The 17,617-nt window shown below is 67.6% G+C and carries 13 protein-coding genes and 1 tRNA gene; 11 read left to right on the top strand and 3 right to left on the bottom strand.

What is annotated here, in order from left to right:
* Window positions 1-53 precede the first annotated feature (53 nt).
* Window positions 54-689 (bottom strand): NAD(P)-dependent oxidoreductase, encoded by a 636-nt coding sequence (locus tag OG700_RS15140; protein WP_405613753.1) that lies wholly within the window; start codon window positions 687-689, stop codon window positions 54-56.
* A gap of 90 nt (window positions 690-779) precedes the next feature.
* Here OG700_RS15140 and OG700_RS15135 point away from each other — a divergent pair, with 90 nt between their 5' ends.
* Window positions 780-1,388, top strand: coding sequence for a TetR/AcrR family transcriptional regulator (locus OG700_RS15135; protein ID WP_405613751.1), 609 nt, complete (start codon window positions 780-782; stop codon window positions 1,386-1,388).
* A gap of 26 nt (window positions 1,389-1,414) precedes the next feature.
* On the opposite strand, the gene OG700_RS15130 is transcribed toward OG700_RS15135, so the two are convergent.
* Both OG700_RS15130 and OG700_RS15125 read right to left on the bottom strand, forming a co-directional pair.
* A complete protein-coding gene (locus OG700_RS15130) occupies window positions 1,415-2,467 on the bottom strand; it encodes an adenosine deaminase (RefSeq protein ID WP_405613749.1) in 1,053 nt (350 codons plus the stop codon).
* A 131-nt stretch (window positions 2,468-2,598) separates the two neighbouring features.
* Window positions 2,599-3,825, bottom strand: a complete 1,227-nt coding sequence (locus OG700_RS15125) for a pyridoxal phosphate-dependent aminotransferase (RefSeq protein WP_405613747.1) — start codon at window positions 3,823-3,825, stop codon at window positions 2,599-2,601.
* 226 nt (window positions 3,826-4,051) lie between these two features.
* Here OG700_RS15125 and OG700_RS15120 point away from each other — a divergent pair.
* The 10 genes from OG700_RS15120 to OG700_RS15075 all read left to right on the top strand — a co-directional run bounded on the left by OG700_RS15120 (window position 4,052) and on the right by OG700_RS15075 (window position 17,551).
* Window positions 4,052-4,124 (top strand) — tRNA-Trp (locus OG700_RS15120).
* A 107-nt stretch (window positions 4,125-4,231) separates the two neighbouring features.
* A complete protein-coding gene (gene secE / locus OG700_RS15115) occupies window positions 4,232-4,522 on the top strand; it encodes a preprotein translocase subunit SecE (protein WP_405613745.1) in 291 nt (96 codons plus the stop codon).
* Between the two features lie 80 nt (window positions 4,523-4,602).
* Window positions 4,603-5,520 (top strand): transcription termination/antitermination protein NusG, encoded by a 918-nt coding sequence (gene nusG / locus OG700_RS15110; protein WP_405613744.1) that lies wholly within the window; start codon window positions 4,603-4,605, stop codon window positions 5,518-5,520.
* Window positions 5,521-5,722: 202 nt separating this feature from the next.
* Window positions 5,723-6,157: a 50S ribosomal protein L11 gene (rplK, locus tag OG700_RS15105; RefSeq protein WP_405613741.1), complete on the top strand. Its 435-nt coding sequence runs from the start codon at window positions 5,723-5,725 to the stop codon at window positions 6,155-6,157.
* A 97-nt stretch (window positions 6,158-6,254) separates the two neighbouring features.
* The gene (rplA, locus tag OG700_RS15100) at window positions 6,255-6,977 is read left to right on the top strand and encodes a 50S ribosomal protein L1 (protein WP_405613739.1); all 723 of its coding nucleotides are present in this window, start codon (window positions 6,255-6,257) and stop codon (window positions 6,975-6,977) included.
* A 141-nt stretch (window positions 6,978-7,118) separates the two neighbouring features.
* Entirely contained in the window at window positions 7,119-8,075 is a 957-nt protein-coding gene (locus tag OG700_RS15095; RefSeq protein WP_405613737.1) for a DUF6612 family protein, read from the top strand.
* A 333-nt stretch (window positions 8,076-8,408) separates the two neighbouring features.
* Complete coding sequence (gene rplJ, locus OG700_RS15090) at window positions 8,409-8,972, top strand: 50S ribosomal protein L10 (protein ID WP_078075571.1); 564 nt, start codon at window positions 8,409-8,411, stop codon at window positions 8,970-8,972.
* Window positions 8,973-9,055: 83 nt separating this feature from the next.
* Window positions 9,056-9,439 (top strand): 50S ribosomal protein L7/L12, encoded by a 384-nt coding sequence (gene rplL, locus OG700_RS15085; protein WP_405613734.1) that lies wholly within the window; start codon window positions 9,056-9,058, stop codon window positions 9,437-9,439.
* Window positions 9,440-10,035: 596 nt separating this feature from the next.
* Window positions 10,036-13,518, top strand: coding sequence for a DNA-directed RNA polymerase subunit beta (rpoB, locus tag OG700_RS15080; RefSeq protein WP_405613732.1), 3,483 nt, complete (start codon window positions 10,036-10,038; stop codon window positions 13,516-13,518).
* A 127-nt stretch (window positions 13,519-13,645) separates the two neighbouring features.
* Entirely contained in the window at window positions 13,646-17,551 is a 3,906-nt protein-coding gene (locus tag OG700_RS15075; protein WP_405613730.1) for a DNA-directed RNA polymerase subunit beta', read from the top strand.
* Window positions 17,552-17,617: the final 66 nt, after the last annotated feature.

The following is a 17,617-nucleotide window of genomic DNA, read 5'->3' as shown; positions in this document are numbered from 1 at the left end:
CGCCCTGAGCCGTGCTGCCCGGACCGCAGGCCCGCGGCCCGCAGCCCGCGGCCTCAGTACGCGACTCCCACCGCCCGCTTCACCACCGCCGGGTCGTCCACCATCGCGAGCATCGCGTGCGCCACGTCGGCCCGCCCGATCTTGCTTCCGGCGCGCGGGTTCCCGTCGATCACCGTGCGGTAGACGCCGGTCACGGGCCTGTCCACCAGCTGGGGCGGCCGGACCGCCGTCCAGTGGGCCCCGCTGCGCGCCAACTCCTCCTCCATCCGGGCCAGATCGTCGTAGACGGGCTTGAGCACGACCTTCACCACCCCCAGGGCGAGCTTCCCGAACAGCGGTTCGTCGCGCGGCACGGGACCGACCGGGGCCGCGCTCACCACGACCAGCCGGCGCACCCCCGCCGCGTCCATCGCCGACAGGATCGAACGCGTCACCGGCGCCGCGATGCCCGCGGCCTTGCGGCTGCTCGGCCCGATGCCCGACAGCACGGCGTCCCGGCCCGCCACGGCGGACCGCAGCTCCTCCGGGTCGTCGAACGTCGCCGCCGTGTACACCTCCAGCCCGTCACCGGTCACGGTGAAGCGCGCCGGGTCCCGCACCACGGCCGTGACCCGGTGCCCCGCCGCCAGCCCCTGCCGGACGACCTCCTGGCCGATTCCGCCGGTCGCACCGAAAACGGTGAGCTTCATCGCCGTCGCCTTCCCTCGTGGGTGAGTGTTCACTTACCTCTAGGGTGAGTAGGTACTCACCCCGCCGTCAAGCCGCGAAACGGACCACCCATGAAACCTGCGCGGGCCCGCATCCTCGACGCCGCGGCCGAGCGGATGGCCACCATCGGCCTGGCCCGCGCCACCACCAAGGAGATCGCCCGCGCGGCCGGCTGCTCGGAGGCCGCCCTCTACAAGTACTTCGCCGGCAAGGAAGACCTCTTCCTGCACGTACTGGACGAGCGGCTGCCCCGGCTCGGCCCCCTCCTCGGCGAACTGGCGAAGTCCCCCGCCGAAGGCGGGGGCGGCGGCGGACGAAGCGTCGAGGAGAACCTCGTAGAGGTCGTCCGCCAGGCCGCCCTCTTCTACGAGGCCACCTTCGCGATCGCCGCCTCGCTCTTCGCCGAACCGGCTTTGCTGCGCCGCCATGCCGAGGGCGTACACGCACTGGGCGCCGGCCCGCACATACCCCCGCGCGCCCTCGCCGCCTATCTGCGCACCGAGCGCGACGCCGGCCGGATCCGCGCCGACGCCGATCCCGACGCCGCGGCGGCGCTGCTGCTCGGCGCGTGCCAGCAGCGGGCGTTCCTGTGCGGTTTCCCCGGCGGCGAACCGGTCGCACCCGCCGAGGAGTTCGCACCCACCGTGGTCCGCGCGGCGCTGCTGGGTCTCGCCCCGTAGCGAACGACGGCGCCTCCTTAAAGAGGTCAGCCGTGCAGCAGCCACCCGTCGATCCCCGCCAGCAGTTTGTCCCGCGTTCCGGCGGGCGCCGCCGAGCCCCGTACCGACTGACGGGCCAGCTCCGCCAGCTCGGCGTCCGTGAACCCGTGGTGCCTGCGTACGAGTTCGTACTGCGCCGCCAGCCGCGAGCCGAAGAGCAGCGGGTCGTCGGCGCCCAGCGCCATCGGCACCCCGGCGTCGAACAGCGTCCGCAGGGGGACGTCGGCGGGCTTCTCGTAGACGCCCAGCGCCACGTTCGACGCCGGGCACACCTCACAGGTCACCCCGCGCTCGGCCAGCTTGCGCAGCAGCCGCGGGTCCTCGGCGGCCCGTACGCCGTGCCCGACCCGGGTCGCGCGCAGATCGTCCAGGCAGTCCCGTACGGACGAGGGTCCGCTCAGCTCACCGCCGTGCGGCGCCGCGAGCAGCCCGCCCTCCCGGGCGATCGCGAAGGCCCGGTCGAAGTCCCGCGCCATGCCCCGGCGTTCGTCGTTCGACAGGCCGAACCCGACGACGCCGCGGTCCGCGTACCGCACGGCGAGCCGGGCCAGCGTGCGGGCGTCCAGCGGGTGCTTCATCCGGTTCGCCGCGACCACGACGCGCATGCCGAGCCCGGTGTCCCTGGCCGCCGCGTCCACGGCGTCCAGGATGATCTCCAGCGCCGGGATCAGCCCGCCGAGCAGCGGGGCGTACGAGGTGGGGTCGACCTGTATCTCCAGCCACCCCGAGCCGTCCAGGACGTCCTCCTCGGCGGCCTCGCGCACCAGCCGCTGGATGTCCTCGGGGGAGCGCAGACACGACCGGGCGATGTCGTAGAGCCGCTGGAAGCGGAACCAGCCCCGCTCGTCGGTGGCGCGCAGCTGGGGCGGCTCGCCGCCGGTGAGCGCGTCGGGGAGGTGGACCCCGTACTTGTCGGCGAGCTCCAGCAGCGTCGTGGGCCGCATCGAGCCAGTGAAGTGCAGATGCAGATGGGCCTTGGGCAGCAGCCGGATGTCGCGGACGGCACGGTCGTCACGCGGGGGGCCGGAAACGTTCTCCATCCATGGATCTTGCCGTACTCACGCGGACTGCGGGAGTCCCTTTCCACCTTCGGGTCGTGGCCCGAACGAAAGCCCGAACGGAAGAACGGGCCCCCGGACGGCACCGGGGACCCGTATCTCGTCGGCGACTCTCAGTCGCGGGCCTCGGCCAGCAGCTTCTGGAGCCGGGCCACACCCTCGACCAGGTCCTCGTCGCCCAGGGCGTACGACAGCCGCAGATACCCCGGCGTACCGAAGGCCTCACCCGGTACGACCGCGACCTCGGCCTCTTCGAGGATCAAGGTGGCCAGGTCGACCGAGGTCGCCGGGCGCTTGCCGCGGATCTCCTTACCGAGGAGCCCCTTCACCGACGGGTACACGTAGAAGGCACCCTCGGGCTCCGGGCAGAGCACACCCTCGATCTCGTTGAGCATCCGTACGATGGTGCCCCGGCGCCGGTCGAAGGCGGTCCGCATCTCGTCCACCGCGTCGAGGCTGCCGGTGAGGGCGGCCAGCGCGGCGGCCTGCGACACGTTGGCCACGTTCGACGTCGCGTGCGACTGGAGGTTGGTCGCGGCCTTCACCACGTCCTTGGGGCCGACGATCCAGCCCACCCGCCAGCCGGTCATCGCGTACGTCTTGGCGACACCGTTGACCACGACGCACTTGTCGCGCAGCTCCGGCAGGATCGCGGGCAGCGAGGTGAACTCGGCGTCCCCGTACACGAGGTGCTCGTAGATCTCGTCCGTCATGACCCACAGACCGTGCTCGACGGCCCAGCGGCCGACTGCCTCGGTGTCCTCGCGGCTGTAGACGGCACCGGTCGGGTTGGACGGCGAGACGAAGAGCACGACCTTCGTACGCTCCGTGCGCGCCGCCTCCAACTGCTCGACGGAGACCCGGTAGCCGGTGGTCTCGTCGGCCACGACATCCACCGGGACACCGCCGGCCAGCCGGACCGACTCGGGGTACGTCGTCCAGTACGGCGCCGGGACGATGACCTCGTCGCCCGGGTCGAGGATCGCGGCGAACGCCTCGTAGATCGCCTGCTTGCCGCCGTTGGTCACCAGGACCTGGGCGGGGTCGATCTCGTAGCCGGAGTCACGCAGTGTCTTCGCGACGATGGCGGCCTTCAGCTCGGGGAGCCCGCCGGCCGGGGTGTAGCGGTGGTATTTCGGGTTGTGGCAGGCCTCACTCGCGGCCTCGACGATGTAGCCGGGCGTCGGGAAGTCGGGTTCACCCGCACCGAAGCCGATCACCGGCCGGCCCGCGGCCTTGAGGGCCTTGGCCTTGGCGTCGACGGCGAGGGTGGCGGACTCGGAGATTGCGCCGACTCGGGCGGAGACCCGGCGCTCGGTCGGAGGAATTGCAGCGCTCATGCGGGCCATGGTCCCAGAACCCCCGAGAGCCGGGCGCCGGGGTTTCACCGACCGGACAACGCGTGCACAGAGAGTGGACAGGTTCGGACAAGAGCCGGTCCGGTGTTACCTGTTCGACGCCGGGCGCCCGAGCACGTACACTCACTGGTCGTTGGCCCTCACCCGCCACCACCGATCCGGGCACACCGTGCTCCCGGTCGGATGCGGTAGGTTGGGGAAAACGCAAAGGGTCGTAGCTCAATTGGTAGAGCACTGGTCTCCAAAACCAGCGGTTGGGGGTTCAAGTCCCTCCGGCCCTGCTACACACTCCTCCGCCAGGATGTGTGCGCATGTACGTACTTCAATGCACCGCCGTGCGGCTCCACCGGGCGCGGCACGGCCACGACCCGGAATCAGGTGAGAGAGCGTGACGGACGCCGTGGGCTCCATCGACAAGCCTGATGCTGACGATGACGAGACCGCAGAGTCAGGCAAGAAGACCCGCAAGGGTGGCAAGCGCGGCAAGAAGGGCCCCTTCGGCCGTCTCGCGCTCTTCTACCGTCAGATCGTCGCGGAGCTGCGCAAGGTCGTCTGGCCGACTCGCAATCAGCTGACGACCTACACGACTGTCGTGATCGTCTTCGTCGTCGTCATGATCGGTCTGGTGACCGTGATGGACTACGGCTTCCAGAGAGTAGTCAAGTACGTCTTCGGCTAGAGCCGCGGAGGCGGAGGGCGCCCACAGGCGTCCCTTTCCGCATGTTCCACCCATCGTGAAGCCAGGAAGAAGCAGCCAACGTGTCTGACCCGAACCTGAACGACGCCAACGAGGCGGTCGAGTCCCGTGCGGACGAGACCGACATCGTCGAGGCGGCGGACGCTGTCGAGCCAGACCAGGCCGAAGCCGCTGACGCCGCGGCCGGCGAGCCGGCCGAAGAGGCTGCGCTGCACATCGAGGCCGAGGACGACGCGGAGCCGGAGGCGGAGTCCGCTCCCGCCGAAGCCGAAGCCGAAGCCGACGAAGCGACCGACGCGGAGGACGCCGAAGCCGCCGAAGACGGCGACGACATCGAGCTCGTCGAAGAGCCCGCCGCCGCTGCCGACCCGGTCGCCGCGCTCCGCGAGGAGCTGCGCACCCTGCCCGGCGAGTGGTACGTCATCCACACGTACGCGGGCTACGAGAAGCGCGTGAAGGCCAACCTGGAACAGCGCGCCGTCTCGCTCAACGTCGAGGACTTCATCTACTCGGCCGAGGTGCCCGAGGAAGAGATCGTCCAGATCAAGAACGGCGAGCGCAAGAACGTCCGCCAGAACAAACTCCCGGGCTACGTCCTGGTGCGGATGGACCTGACGAACGAGTCCTGGGGCGTCGTACGGAACACCCCCGGCGTCACCGGCTTCGTCGGCAACGCCTACGACCCGTACCCCCTGACGCTGGACGAGATCGTCAAGATGCTCGCCCCCGAGGCCGAGGAGAAGGCCGCACGCGAGGCGGCCGAGGCCGAGGGCAAGCCGGTGCCGTCCCGCAAGGTCGAGGTCCAGGTGCTGGACTTCGAGGTCGGCGACTCGGTCACCGTCACCGACGGCCCGTTCGCGACGCTCCAGGCGACGATCAACGAGATCAACGCCGACTCGAAGAAGGTCAAGGGCCTCGTCGAGATCTTCGGTCGCGAGACTCCGGTCGAGCTGAGCTTCGACCAGATCCAGAAGAACTGACGCGCGGTTCCGCGCGCTCGTAAGCCACTTCCGACCAGGTCAGACAGGCTCTCGCAGGCGGGTTTCGCCCGCTCGTGGGAGACGGTCTGACCTGCTCGGTTTTTGGCCGTGCAGCTATACCCGTTATCGTTGCGCGGTATGCCCGCATCCGGATGACCGGATGACTGGGCCGGAACACTCTCACTAGGACCCGGAGAGAGCAATGCCTCCCAAGAAGAAGAAGGTCACGGGGCTCATCAAGCTCCAGATCTCGGCCGGCGCGGCCAACCCGGCGCCGCCGGTCGGCCCCGCGCTGGGCCAGCACGGCGTCAACATCATGGAGTTCTGCAAGGCCTACAACGCCGCGACCGAGTCGCAGCGTGGCATGGTCGTGCCGGTGGAGATCACGGTCTACGAGGACCGCTCCTTCACCTTCATCACCAAGACTCCGCCGGCCGCGAAGCTGATCCTCAAGGCCGCCGGTGTGGACAAGGGATCGGGCGAGCCGCACGTCAAGAAGGTCGCCAAGCTCACCCGCGCACAGGTCCGTGACATCGCCACGGCCAAGATGCCCGACCTGAACGCCAACGACCTGGACGCCGCCGAGAAGATCATTTCTGGCACCGCCCGTTCGATGGGCATCACGGTCGAGGGCTGAGACCGGCCCGGCGGGCCCGCTCGGGCGCGCCAAGTGGAAGGGCCATGCGCGGCCCGTACCACGAACTCCACACCTGAATGAATCACCAGGAGCAGAAGTGAAGCGCAGCAAGGCACTCCGCAACGCGGACGCGAAGATCGACGCGGAGCGTAACTACCCTCCGCTCGAGGCCGTCCGTCTCGCCAAGGACACCAACACCTCCAAGTTCGACGGCACCGTCGAGGTCGCCATGCGTCTGGGCGTCGACCCGCGCAAGGCGGACCAGATGGTCCGTGGCACCGTCAACCTTCCGCACGGCACCGGCAAGACCGCCCGGGTCCTGGTCTTCGCGACCGGTGACCGTGCCGAGGCAGCGCGTGCCGCGGGCGCCGACATCGTCGGCTCCGACGAGCTGATCGAAGAGGTCCAGAAGGGCCGTCTCGACTTCGACGCCGTCGTCGCCACCCCGGACCTCATGGGCAAGGTCGGCCGGCTCGGCCGCGTCCTCGGCCCGCGTGGTCTGATGCCCAACCCGAAGACCGGCACCGTCACCCCCGATGTCACGAAGGCCGTGAACGACATCAAGGGCGGCAAGATCGAGTTCCGCGTCGACAAGCACTCGAACCTGCACTTCATCATCGGCAAGGTCTCCTTCGACGAGACGAAGCTGGTCGAGAACTACGCCGCGGCGCTGGAGGAGATCCTCCGTCTCAAGCCGTCGGCCGCCAAGGGCCGTTACATCAAGAAGGCCGTCATGGCGACGACGATGGGCCCCGGCATTCCGCTGGACGCCAACCGCACTCGTAACCTCCTCGTGGAGGAGGACCCGGCCTCCGTCTGAAACTGACGGCGGTCGCGTTCACGCGTGTCAAGAGCCGGTCCCGGCACCTCTGTTGAGGCGTTGGGGCCGGTTTTCGCATGCGCGGGCTGTCACATATGTGGGTTACGGTTCAACCAAGAACATCGAAAAAAGGGGTGGGGTATGACCATGTCGGCATGGGGGCGTGTTGGCGTCTCGCTGACGGCAGTGGCCGTTGTAGCGGGTGTGGCCGGCTGTCAGAGCGGTGACTCGGACACGAAGAAGACCGGGAGTTCCGCGGCCAAGGGCGATGAGCCGCAGTCGCGTTCGTCGGTGACCGAGGTCCTGACGGCTGCGTACGAGAAGACCGCGGCGGCCAAGTCGGCCAAGGTCAGCATGACGATGTCGATGCCCGAGGGCGCGGCGGGGGCCGCGGCAGGCGACATGGAGATGACCGGCGTCATGGGGTGGGACCCCATGGTGATGGACATGACCATGACCGGCTCGATGATGCAGGACGAGCCCGACGCCCCGGACGAGATCCGGATGGTGTGGGTCAAGAACGCGATGTACATGGACATGGGCGCCGAGGCGGCCAAGGACATGGACGGCAAGCGCTGGATGAAGCTGGACCTGGCCGCGGCGGCGGAAGCCTCCGGCGACCCGGCCGCCGCCAAGGAGCTCACCGGCGGCATGGAGAACATGAACCAGGACCCGGCCCAGCAACTCGCGCTGCTGCTGGACTCCCCGAACGTGAAGCACGTCGGCTCCGAGAAGATCGACGGGGTCGAGGCGCAGCACTACAAGGGCACGCTCACGGTCGCCGAGATGATGGAGTCGAACGAGGGGCTCGACGTGCTCAGCGCCAAGGAGCGCAAGGACCTGCTCGCCAACATCGAGAAGTCCGGCATCAAGGGGTACGACACCGAGGTCTGGGTCAACAAGGACAACTACCCGGTGAAGATGAACGTCGCCATGGACACCCCGCAGGGCGAGATCAAGATCGACGCGCGCTACAGCGACTACGGGGCCAAGGCCTCCGTCCAGACGCCGCCGGCCGGCGAGACCGTCGACCTGTTCGAGATGCTGGGTGACCTCGGCGCCGAGGCCGGCGCCGGTGCGGACGGCTCCGGGGCCTGATCCGGAAGTCCGACCCAGGGATCGACCCACGAATCCGGTCCGGGAATTCCCTTTCCCGGACCGGGTTTACGGTCCCGTTCGACGGATTTGCCTGACGGCGACCCCGTCACGTACTCTTCACAGGAAGCCAAAGACCGCTGGTCGTCGCCGTGCTCTCGTAAGAGGGTGAGGCGACCGAAGGATCCGCTGGAAGCGGACGACCCGCGTAGGTGACCGAGGAGAGTTCCCGGGTTCGTCCCGGTCGAGCTACGCCCCGTGCGCCTGCGCCGGGGCGTTTCGTCTTGTTCAGCCCCTTCTGAGCGGTCCTCATCACCCGGAAGGAGGCCGACGCTCATGGCAAGGCCCGACAAGGCTGCCGCGGTGGCCGAGCTGACGGAACAGTTCCGCAGCTCGAACGCCGCAGTGCTGACCGAGTACCGGGGTCTCACCGTGGCGCAGCTCAAGGAGCTGCGCCGTTCCCTCGGTGCGAACGCCCAGTACGCCGTGGTGAAGAACACGCTGACCAAGATCGCGGCCAACGAGGCCGGGATCAACACGCTGGACGACCTGTTCGCGGGTCCGACGGCGGTTGCCTTCGTCACCGGTGACCCGGTGGAGTCGGCGAAGGGTCTTCGTGACTTCGCCAAGGACAACCCGAACCTCGTCATCAAGGGCGGTGTCCTTGATGGCAAGGCGCTCAGCGCCGACGAGTTCAAGAAGCTCGCGGACCTTGAGTCCCGCGAGGTGCTGCTCGCCAAGGTGGCCGGTGGAATCAAGGCGTCGATGGCCAAGGCCGCGGCGACATTCCAGGCCCCGCTGTCGGAGTTCGTCCGCACCGCGGACGCCCTTCGCGCCAAGCGTGAGGCTGAGCAGGGCGGTGCCGGTACGCCGGCTCCCGCCGAGGCCGACGCCGAGTAGTTCGGCGCCGCGTCGCAGCGGGCCCGTACGCCCGCCGTCATATACATCCGGCACCTGCCGAAATTAGTGGAAGGACCGCCACCATGGCGAAGCTGTCCCAGGACGACCTGCTCGCGCAGTTCGAAAACCTGACCCTCATCGAGCTCTCCGACTTCGTCAAGGCGTTCGAGGCCAAGTTCGACGTCAAGGCCGCCGCCCCGGTCGCCGCCGCTGCCGCCGGTGGTGCCGCTGTCGCCGCCGAGGCCGAAGAGGTCCAGGACGAGTTCGACGTCATCCTCACGGGTGCCGGCGAGAAGAAGATCCAGGTCATCAAGGTCGTGCGTGAGCTCACCTCGCTGGGCCTCAAGGAGGCCAAGGACCTCGTGGACGGCGCTCCCAAGCCCGTCGTCGAGAAGGTCGCCAAGGAGGCCGCCGAGAAGGCTGCCGAGTCCCTCAAGGCCGCCGGTGCCTCCGTCGAGGTCAAGTGAGCTCGTAGGACCCCGCTGACACCCGTCTCAGGGAGCCGTGAGGCCGCCCGCGAGCCGAAGTGACAGCGACCGCGCCGCGAGGCGCACAGCGTTGACGAGAAGGGCGGTCACCCGTACGGGTGACCGCCCTTCTGCGTTGCCGCGAGGGGTTCCTTGCTCTTCGGCCGGCTGCGAGTATGGTGATCATCGCCGTGCCTTCCGTACGACCGGTGACGATCCGTACGGGGCGGGGGGCCTTGACGAACCGCACGCAGCGCGCAATTCTCAGGACGCGTCGCCATATCGATCCGAATCCGAGGCATGGATCGGCGACGAAGAGGGCAGGATCGATGTGCGCCTACGGCGTGGGTCTGTACGCAGTTGAGACAAGGTGTTGAGAACAACGAGGGTCTCGCAAAACCCGGCCTGGACATCAGTGTGCCAAGTGGCTACACTGACCCTTTGCGCTGCCTGTTAGCTGCTCCCTGCCCGTCACCAGGGGCACCCCCATGCATGACATCGTCGGCTGATCAGCCCTTTCGGGGCTAGTCGCCTGCTGTGTCCAGCTCGGGACCGGTACGCGCGTAGTGAGTCCGAGCCCTCGGAAGGACCCCCTCTTGGCCGCCTCGCGCAACGCCTCGACCACGAATACGAACAACGGCGCCAGCACCGCCCCGCTGCGCATTTCCTTTGCAAAGATCAAGGAGCCCCTCGAGGTTCCGAACCTCCTCGCGCTGCAGACCGAGAGCTTCGACTGGCTGCTCGGCAACGCCGTCTGGAGGGCTCGTGTCGAGGCTGCTCTGGAGAACGGCCAGGACGTCCCCAGGAAGTCGGGTCTGGAGGAGATCTTCGAGGAGATCTCCCCGATCGAGGACTTCTCCGGGTCGATGTCGCTGACTTTCCGCGACCATCGCTTCGAGCCTCCCAAGAACTCGATCGACGAGTGCAAGGAGCGCGACTTCACGTACGCGGCCCCGCTCTTCGTCACCGCCGAGTTCACCAACAACGAGACCGGCGAGATCAAGTCCCAGACGGTCTTCATGGGTGACTTCCCGCTCATGACGAACAAGGGCACCTTCGTCATCAACGGCACCGAGCGTGTCGTGGTGACCCAGCTGGTGCGCTCGCCGGGTGTCTACTTCGATTCCTCGATCGACAAGACGTCCGACAAGGACATCTTCTCTTCCAAGATCATCCCGTCCCGGGGTGCCTGGCTGGAGATGGAGATCGACAAGCGCGACATGGTCGGTGTCCGTATCGACCGCAAGCGCAAGCAGTCCGTGACCGTCCTGCTCAAGGCTCTCGGTTGGACGACCGAGCAGATCCTGGAGGAGTTCGGCGAGTACGAGTCGATGCGCGCCACCCTGGAGAAGGACCACACCCAGGGCCAGGACGACGCGCTGCTCGACATCTACCGCAAGCTGCGTCCGGGCGAGCCCCCGACCCGCGAGGCGGCCCAGACGCTGCTCGAGAATCTTTACTTCAACCCCAAGCGCTACGACCTCGCGAAGGTCGGCCGCTACAAGGTGAACAAGAAGCTCGGCGCGGAAGAGCCGCTGGACGCCGGTGTGCTCACCACCGACGACATCATCGCCACGATCAAGTACCTGGTGAAGCTGCACGCCGGTGAGACCGAGACGGTCGGCGAGAGCGGCACGCAGATCATCGTCGAGACCGACGACATCGACCACTTCGGCAACCGCCGTCTGCGCAACGTGGGCGAGCTCATCCAGAATCAGGTCCGTACGGGTCTGGCGAGGATGGAGCGCGTCGTACGTGAGCGCATGACGACCCAGGACGTCGAGGCGATCACGCCGCAGACGCTGATCAACATCCGGCCGGTCGTCGCCTCCATCAAGGAGTTCTTCGGCACCAGCCAGCTGTCGCAGTTCATGGACCAGAACAACCCGCTCTCGGGTCTCACCCACAAGCGCCGTCTCAACGCGCTCGGCCCGGGTGGTCTCTCGCGTGAGCGGGCCGGCTTCGAGGTCCGTGACGTGCACCCGTCGCACTACGGCCGCATGTGTCCGATCGAGACGCCGGAAGGACCGAACATCGGTCTGATCGGCTCCCTCGCCTCGTACGGCCGGGTCAACCCCTTCGGCTTCATCGAGACGCCGTACCGCAAGGTAGTCGAGGGCCAGGTCACCGACGAGGTCGACTACCTGACCGCCGACGAGGAGGACCGCTTCGTCATCGCCCAGGCCAACGCGACGCTCTCCGAGGAGATGCGGTTCACCGAGCCGCGCGTCCTGGTCCGCCGTCGTGGCGGCGAGGTCGACTACATCCCCGGCGACGACGTCGACTACATGGACGTCTCGCCGCGCCAGATGGTGTCGGTCGCGACCGCGATGATCCCGTTCCTGGAGCACGACGACGCCAACCGTGCCCTCATGGGCGCGAACATGATGCGCCAGGCCGTACCGCTGATCACGGCCGAGGCGCCGCTGGTCGGCACCGGCATGGAGTACCGCTGCGCGGTCGACGCGGGTGACGTCATCAAGGCGGAGAAGGAAGGTGTGGTCCAGGAGGTCTCCGCGGACTACATCACCGTCGCCAACGACGACGGCACGTACACCACGTACCGCATCGCCAAGTTCTCCCGCTCCAACCAGGGCACCTCCGTCAACCAGAAGGTCGTCGTCGCCGAGGGTGACCGGGTCGTCGAGAGCCAGGTGCTCGCCGACGGTCCCGCCACCGAGCAGGGCGAGATGGCGCTCGGCAAGAACCTCCTCGTGGCTTTCATGCCGTGGGAGGGCCACAACTACGAAGACGCGATCATCCTCAGCCAGCGGCTGGTCCAGGACGACGTCCTCTCCTCGATCCACATCGAGGAGCACGAGGTCGACGCCCGGGACACCAAGCTCGGCCCGGAGGAGATCACCCGGGACATCCCGAACGTCTCCGAAGAGGTCCTCGCGGACCTCGACGAGCGCGGCATCATCCGTATCGGTGCCGAGGTCACGGCCGGAGACATCCTCGTCGGCAAGGTCACGCCCAAGGGTGAGACCGAGCTGACGCCGGAGGAGCGCCTGCTCCGCGCGATCTTCGGTGAGAAGGCCCGGGAAGTCCGCGACACCTCGCTGAAGGTGCCGCACGGCGAGACCGGCAAGATCATCGGTGTCCGCGTCTTCGACCGCGAGGAGGGCGACGAACTGCCTCCGGGCGTGAACCAGCTGGTCCGCGTCTACGTCGCACAGAAGCGCAAGATCACCGACGGTGACAAGCTGGCCGGCCGGCACGGCAACAAGGGCGTCATCTCCAAGATCCTGCCGATCGAGGACATGCCCTTCCTTGAGGACGGCACCCCGGTCGACATCATCCTCAACCCGCTCGGCGTCCCGTCCCGCATGAACCCGGGACAGGTCCTCGAAATCCACCTCGGCTGGCTCGCCAGCCAGGGCTGGAAGGTCGAGGGCAGCGAGGACTGGATGGAGCGGCTGAAGGTCATCGGCGCCGACGAGGTCGCGCCCGGTACCAACGTCGCGACACCCGTCTTCGACGGTGCGCGCGAGGACGAGATCTCCGGTCTCTTCGAGGCCACGATCCCGAACCGCGACGGCGAGCGGATGGTCAAGGCCTCCGGCAAGGCCAGCCTGTTCGACGGCCGCTCCGGTGAGCCGTTCCCCGAGCCGGTGTCCATCGGCTACATGTACATCCTCAAGCTCCACCACCTGGTCGACGACAAGCTCCACGCCCGCTCGACCGGTCCGTACTCCATGATCACCCAGCAGCCGCTGGGTGGTAAGGCCCAGTTCGGCGGCCAGCGCTTCGGTGAGATGGAGGTGTGGGCGCTGGAGGCGTACGGCGCCGCTTACGCCCTCCAGGAACTGCTGACCATCAAGTCCGACGACGTGACCGGCCGCGTGAAGGTCTACGAGGCCATCGTCAAGGGCGAGAACATCCCCGAGCCCGGCATTCCCGAGTCCTTCAAGGTGCTCATCAAGGAAATGCAGTCGCTCTGCCTCAACGTGGAGGTGCTGTCCTCGGACGGCATGTCCATCGAGATGCGCGACACGGACGAGGACGTCTTCCGTGCGGCGGAGGAGCTCGGTATCGACCTGTCCCGGCGAGAGCCGAGCAGCGTCGAAGAGGTCTGACGGGCCGGCCGGCCGGATCCCGTATCCGGCCGGCTCTCCCCGGACCCCTCAGACCATCTGCTGAAGTGCCCCGTATTTCTCGCTCACGCGAGGGGGCTCGAACCCCCGAAAGAGGGATTGACGACAAGTGCTCGACGTCAACTTCTTCGACGAGCTGCGGATTGGCCTCGCCACCGCGGACGACATCCGGACCTGGTCCCACGGCGAAGTGAAGAAGCCGGAGACCATCAACTACCGCACGCTCAAGCCCGAGAAGGACGGACTCTTCTGCGAGAAGATCTTCGGCCCCACCCGGGACTGGGAGTGCTACTGCGGCAAGTACAAGCGTGTCCGCTTCAAGGGCATCATCTGTGAGCGCTGTGGCGTCGAAGTCACGCGCGCCAAGGTGCGCCGTGAGCGGATGGGCCACATCGAGCTTGCCGCTCCCGTCACCCACATCTGGTACTTCAAGGGCGTCCCGTCGCGTCTGGGATACCTGCTCGACCTCGCGCCGAAGGACCTTGAGAAGGTCATCTACTTCGCCGCGTACATGATCACGTTCGTGGACGAGGAGCGCCGGACGCGCGACCTGCCCTCGCTGGAGGCGCATGTCTCCGTCGAGCGTCAGCAGGTCGAGAACCGTCGTGACTCCGACCTCGAAGCCCGCGCCAAGAAGCTTGAGACCGACCTGGCCGAGCTGGAGGCCGAGGGTGCCAAGGCCGACGTGCGCCGCAAGGTGCGCGAAGGTGCCGAGCGTGAGATGAAGCAGCTGCGCGACCGTGCGCAGCGCGAGATCGACCGTCTCGACGAGGTGTGGAGCCGCTTCAAGAACCTCAAGGTCCAGGACCTGGAGGGCGACGAGCTGCTCTACCGCGAGCTGCGGGACCGCTTCGGCACGTACTTCGACGGCTCGATGGGCGCCGCGGCGCTCCAGAAGCGCCTGGAGTCCTTCGACCTGAACGAAGAGGCCGAGCGGCTCCGCGAGATCATCCGTACCGGCAAGGGCCAGAAGAAGACCCGTGCGCTCAAGCGCCTCAAGGTCGTCTCCGCGTTCCTGCAGACCAGCAACAGCCCCAAGGGCATGGTGCTGGACTGCGTGCCGGTGATCCCGCCGGACCTGCGTCCGATGGTGCAGCTGGACGGTGGCCGCTTCGCGACCTCCGACCTGAACGACCTGTACCGCCGCGTGATCAACCGCAACAACCGCCTCAAGCGTCTCCTTGACCTCGGTGCCCCCGAGATCATCGTGAACAACGAGAAGCGGATGCTCCAGGAGGCCGTCGACGCGCTGTTCGACAACGGCCGCCGCGGTCGCCCGGTCACCGGTCCCGGCAACCGGCCCCTGAAGTCCCTCAGCGACATGCTGAAGGGCAAGCAGGGCCGTTTCCGCCAGAACCTGCTCGGCAAGCGGGTCGACTACTCGGCCCGTTCCGTGATCGTCGTCGGACCGCAGCTCAAGCTGCACCAGTGCGGTCTGCCGAAGGCCATGGCGCTGGAGCTCTTCAAGCCGTTCGTGATGAAGCGCCTGGTGGACCTGAACCACGCGCAGAACATCAAGTCGGCCAAGCGCATGGTCGAGCGTGGCCGCACCGTCGTGTACGACGTCCTCGAAGAGGTCATCGCCGAACACCCGGTGCTGCTGAACCGTGCTCCGACCCTGCACCGCCTCGGCATCCAGGCCTTCGAGCCGCAGCTCGTCGAGGGCAAGGCCATCCAGATCCACCCGCTCGTCTGCACCGCGTTCAACGCGGACTTCGACGGTGACCAGATGGCCGTCCACCTGCCGCTCTCCGCGGAGGCGCAGGCCGAGGCCCGCATCCTGATGCTGTCCTCGAACAACATCCTCAAGCCGGCCGACGGCCGCCCCGTCACCATGCCCACCCAGGACATGGTGCTCGGCCTCTTCTTCCTCACCACGGACGAGGAGGAGCGCGAGGTCATCGGCGAGGGCCGGTCCTTCGGCTCCAGCGCCGAGGCCACGATGGCGTTCGACAACCGGGAGCTGTCGCTCCAGGCGAAGATCGACATCCGCTTCCCGGTGGGCACCATCCCGCCGCGCGGCTGGACCCCGCCGGTAGGCGAGGACGGTGAGGTCAACGCCGACTGGCAGCAGGGTGACCCGTTCCGGCTGCGTACGACCCTGGGGCGCGCGCTCTTCAACGAGCTGCTGCCCGAGGACTACCCGTTCGTCGACTACTCGGTCGGCAAGAAGCAGCTCTCCGAGATCGTCAACGACCTCGCCGAGCGCTACCCCAAGGTCATCGTGGCGGCGACGCTCGACAACCTGAAGGCGGCCGGCTTCTTCTGGGCGACGCGTTCCGGCGTCACCGTCGCCATCTCCGACGTCGTCGTGCCCGAGGCGAAGAAGGCCATCGTCAAGGGCTACGAGGAGCAGGACGAGAAGGTCCAGAAGCAGTACGAGCGCGGTCTGATCACCAAGGACGAGCGCACGCAGGAGCTCATCGCGATCTGGACCAAGGCGACCAACGAGGTCGCCGAGGCGATGAACGCGAACTTCCCGAAGACGAACCCCATCTTCATGATGGTGAACTCGGGCGCTCGCGGAAACATGATGCAGATGCGTCAGATCGCCGGTATGCGTGGTCTGGTGTCCAACGCCAAGAACGAGACGATTCCCCGTCCCATCAAGGCGTCCTTCCGTGAAGGCCTGTCCGTGCTGGAGTACTTCATCTCCACGCACGGTGCCCGTAAGGGTCTGGCCGACACCGCCCTGCGTACCGCCGACTCGGGTTACCTCACCCGTCGTCTGGTGGACGTCTCGCAGGACGTCATCATCCGCGAGGAGGACTGCGGCACCGACCGCGGCCTCAAGCTGCGGATCGCCGAGCGCGGCGCCGACGGTGTCCTGCGCAAGGCGGAGGACGTCGAGACGTCCGTGTACGCGCGGATGCTCGCCGAGGACGTCGTCGTGGACGGCAAGGTCATCGCGCCGGCCAACGTCGACCTGGGCGATGTCCTGATCGACGCGGTCGTGGCGGCCGGCGTGGAGGAGGTCAAGACCCGCTCGGTCCTGACCTGCGAGTCCGCGGTCGGCACCTGTGCCTTCTGCTACGGACGTTCGCTGGCCACCGGCAAGCTGGTCGACATCGGTGAGGCGGTCGGCATCATCGCCGCCCAGTCCATCGGTGAGCCCGGCACCCAGCTGACGATGCGTACCTTCCACACCGGTGGTGTGGCGGGCGACGACATCACGCAGGGTCTGCCGCGTGTCGTCGAGCTCTTCGAGGCCCGTACGCCCAAGGGTGTCGCGCCGATCTCCGAGGCCGCGGGCTCCGTCCGCATCGAGGAGACCGAGAAGACGAAGAAGCTCGTCGTCACCCCGGACGACGGAAGCGAGGAGACGCCGTTCCCGATCTCCAAGCGCGCCCGTCTGCTCGTGGGCGACGGTGACCGCGTCGAGGTGGGCCAGAAGCTCACCGTGGGTGCCACCAACCCGCACGACGTGCTGCGGATCCTCGGTCAGCGCGCGGTCCAGGTCCACCTGGTCGGCGAGGTCCAGAAGGTCTACAACTCGCAGGGCGTGTCGATCCACGACAAGCACATCGAGATCATCATCCGGCAGATGCTGCGCCGTGTGACGATCATCGAGTCCGGCGACGCGGAACTGCTGCCGGGCGAGCTCGTCGAGCGCTCGAAGTTCGAGACGGAGAACCGTCGCGTGGTCACGGAAGGCGGCCACCCGGCCTCCGGCCGTCCGCAGCTGATGGGTATCACCAAGGCGTCGCTGGCCACCGAGTCGTGGCTGTCGGCGGCGTCCTTCCAGGAGACGACCAGGGTCCTGACCGACGCGGCGATCAACGCCAAGTCGGACTCCCTGATCGGCCTCAAGGAGAACGTCATCATCGGAAAGCTCATCCCGGCGGGTACGGGTCTCTCCCGCTACCGCAACATCCGGGTGGAGCCGACCGAGGAGGCCAAGGCGGCGATGTACTCGGCCGTGGGCTACGACGACATCGACTACTCACCGTTCGGCACGGGCTCCGGCCAGGCCGTTCCGCTGGAGGACTACGACTACGGTCCGTACAACCAGTAAGAGAGTCGCTTGACCGACCGGAGGGCGGTCACCCCGTTTCGTACGGGGTGGCCGCCCTCCGGCGTG

The organism is Streptomyces sp. NBC_01508 (assembly GCF_045040315.1).
In the GTDB taxonomy this organism is placed as follows: domain Bacteria; phylum Actinomycetota; class Actinomycetes; order Streptomycetales; family Streptomycetaceae; genus Streptomyces.
This window is presented reverse-complemented; position numbering and strand designations above follow the sequence as displayed.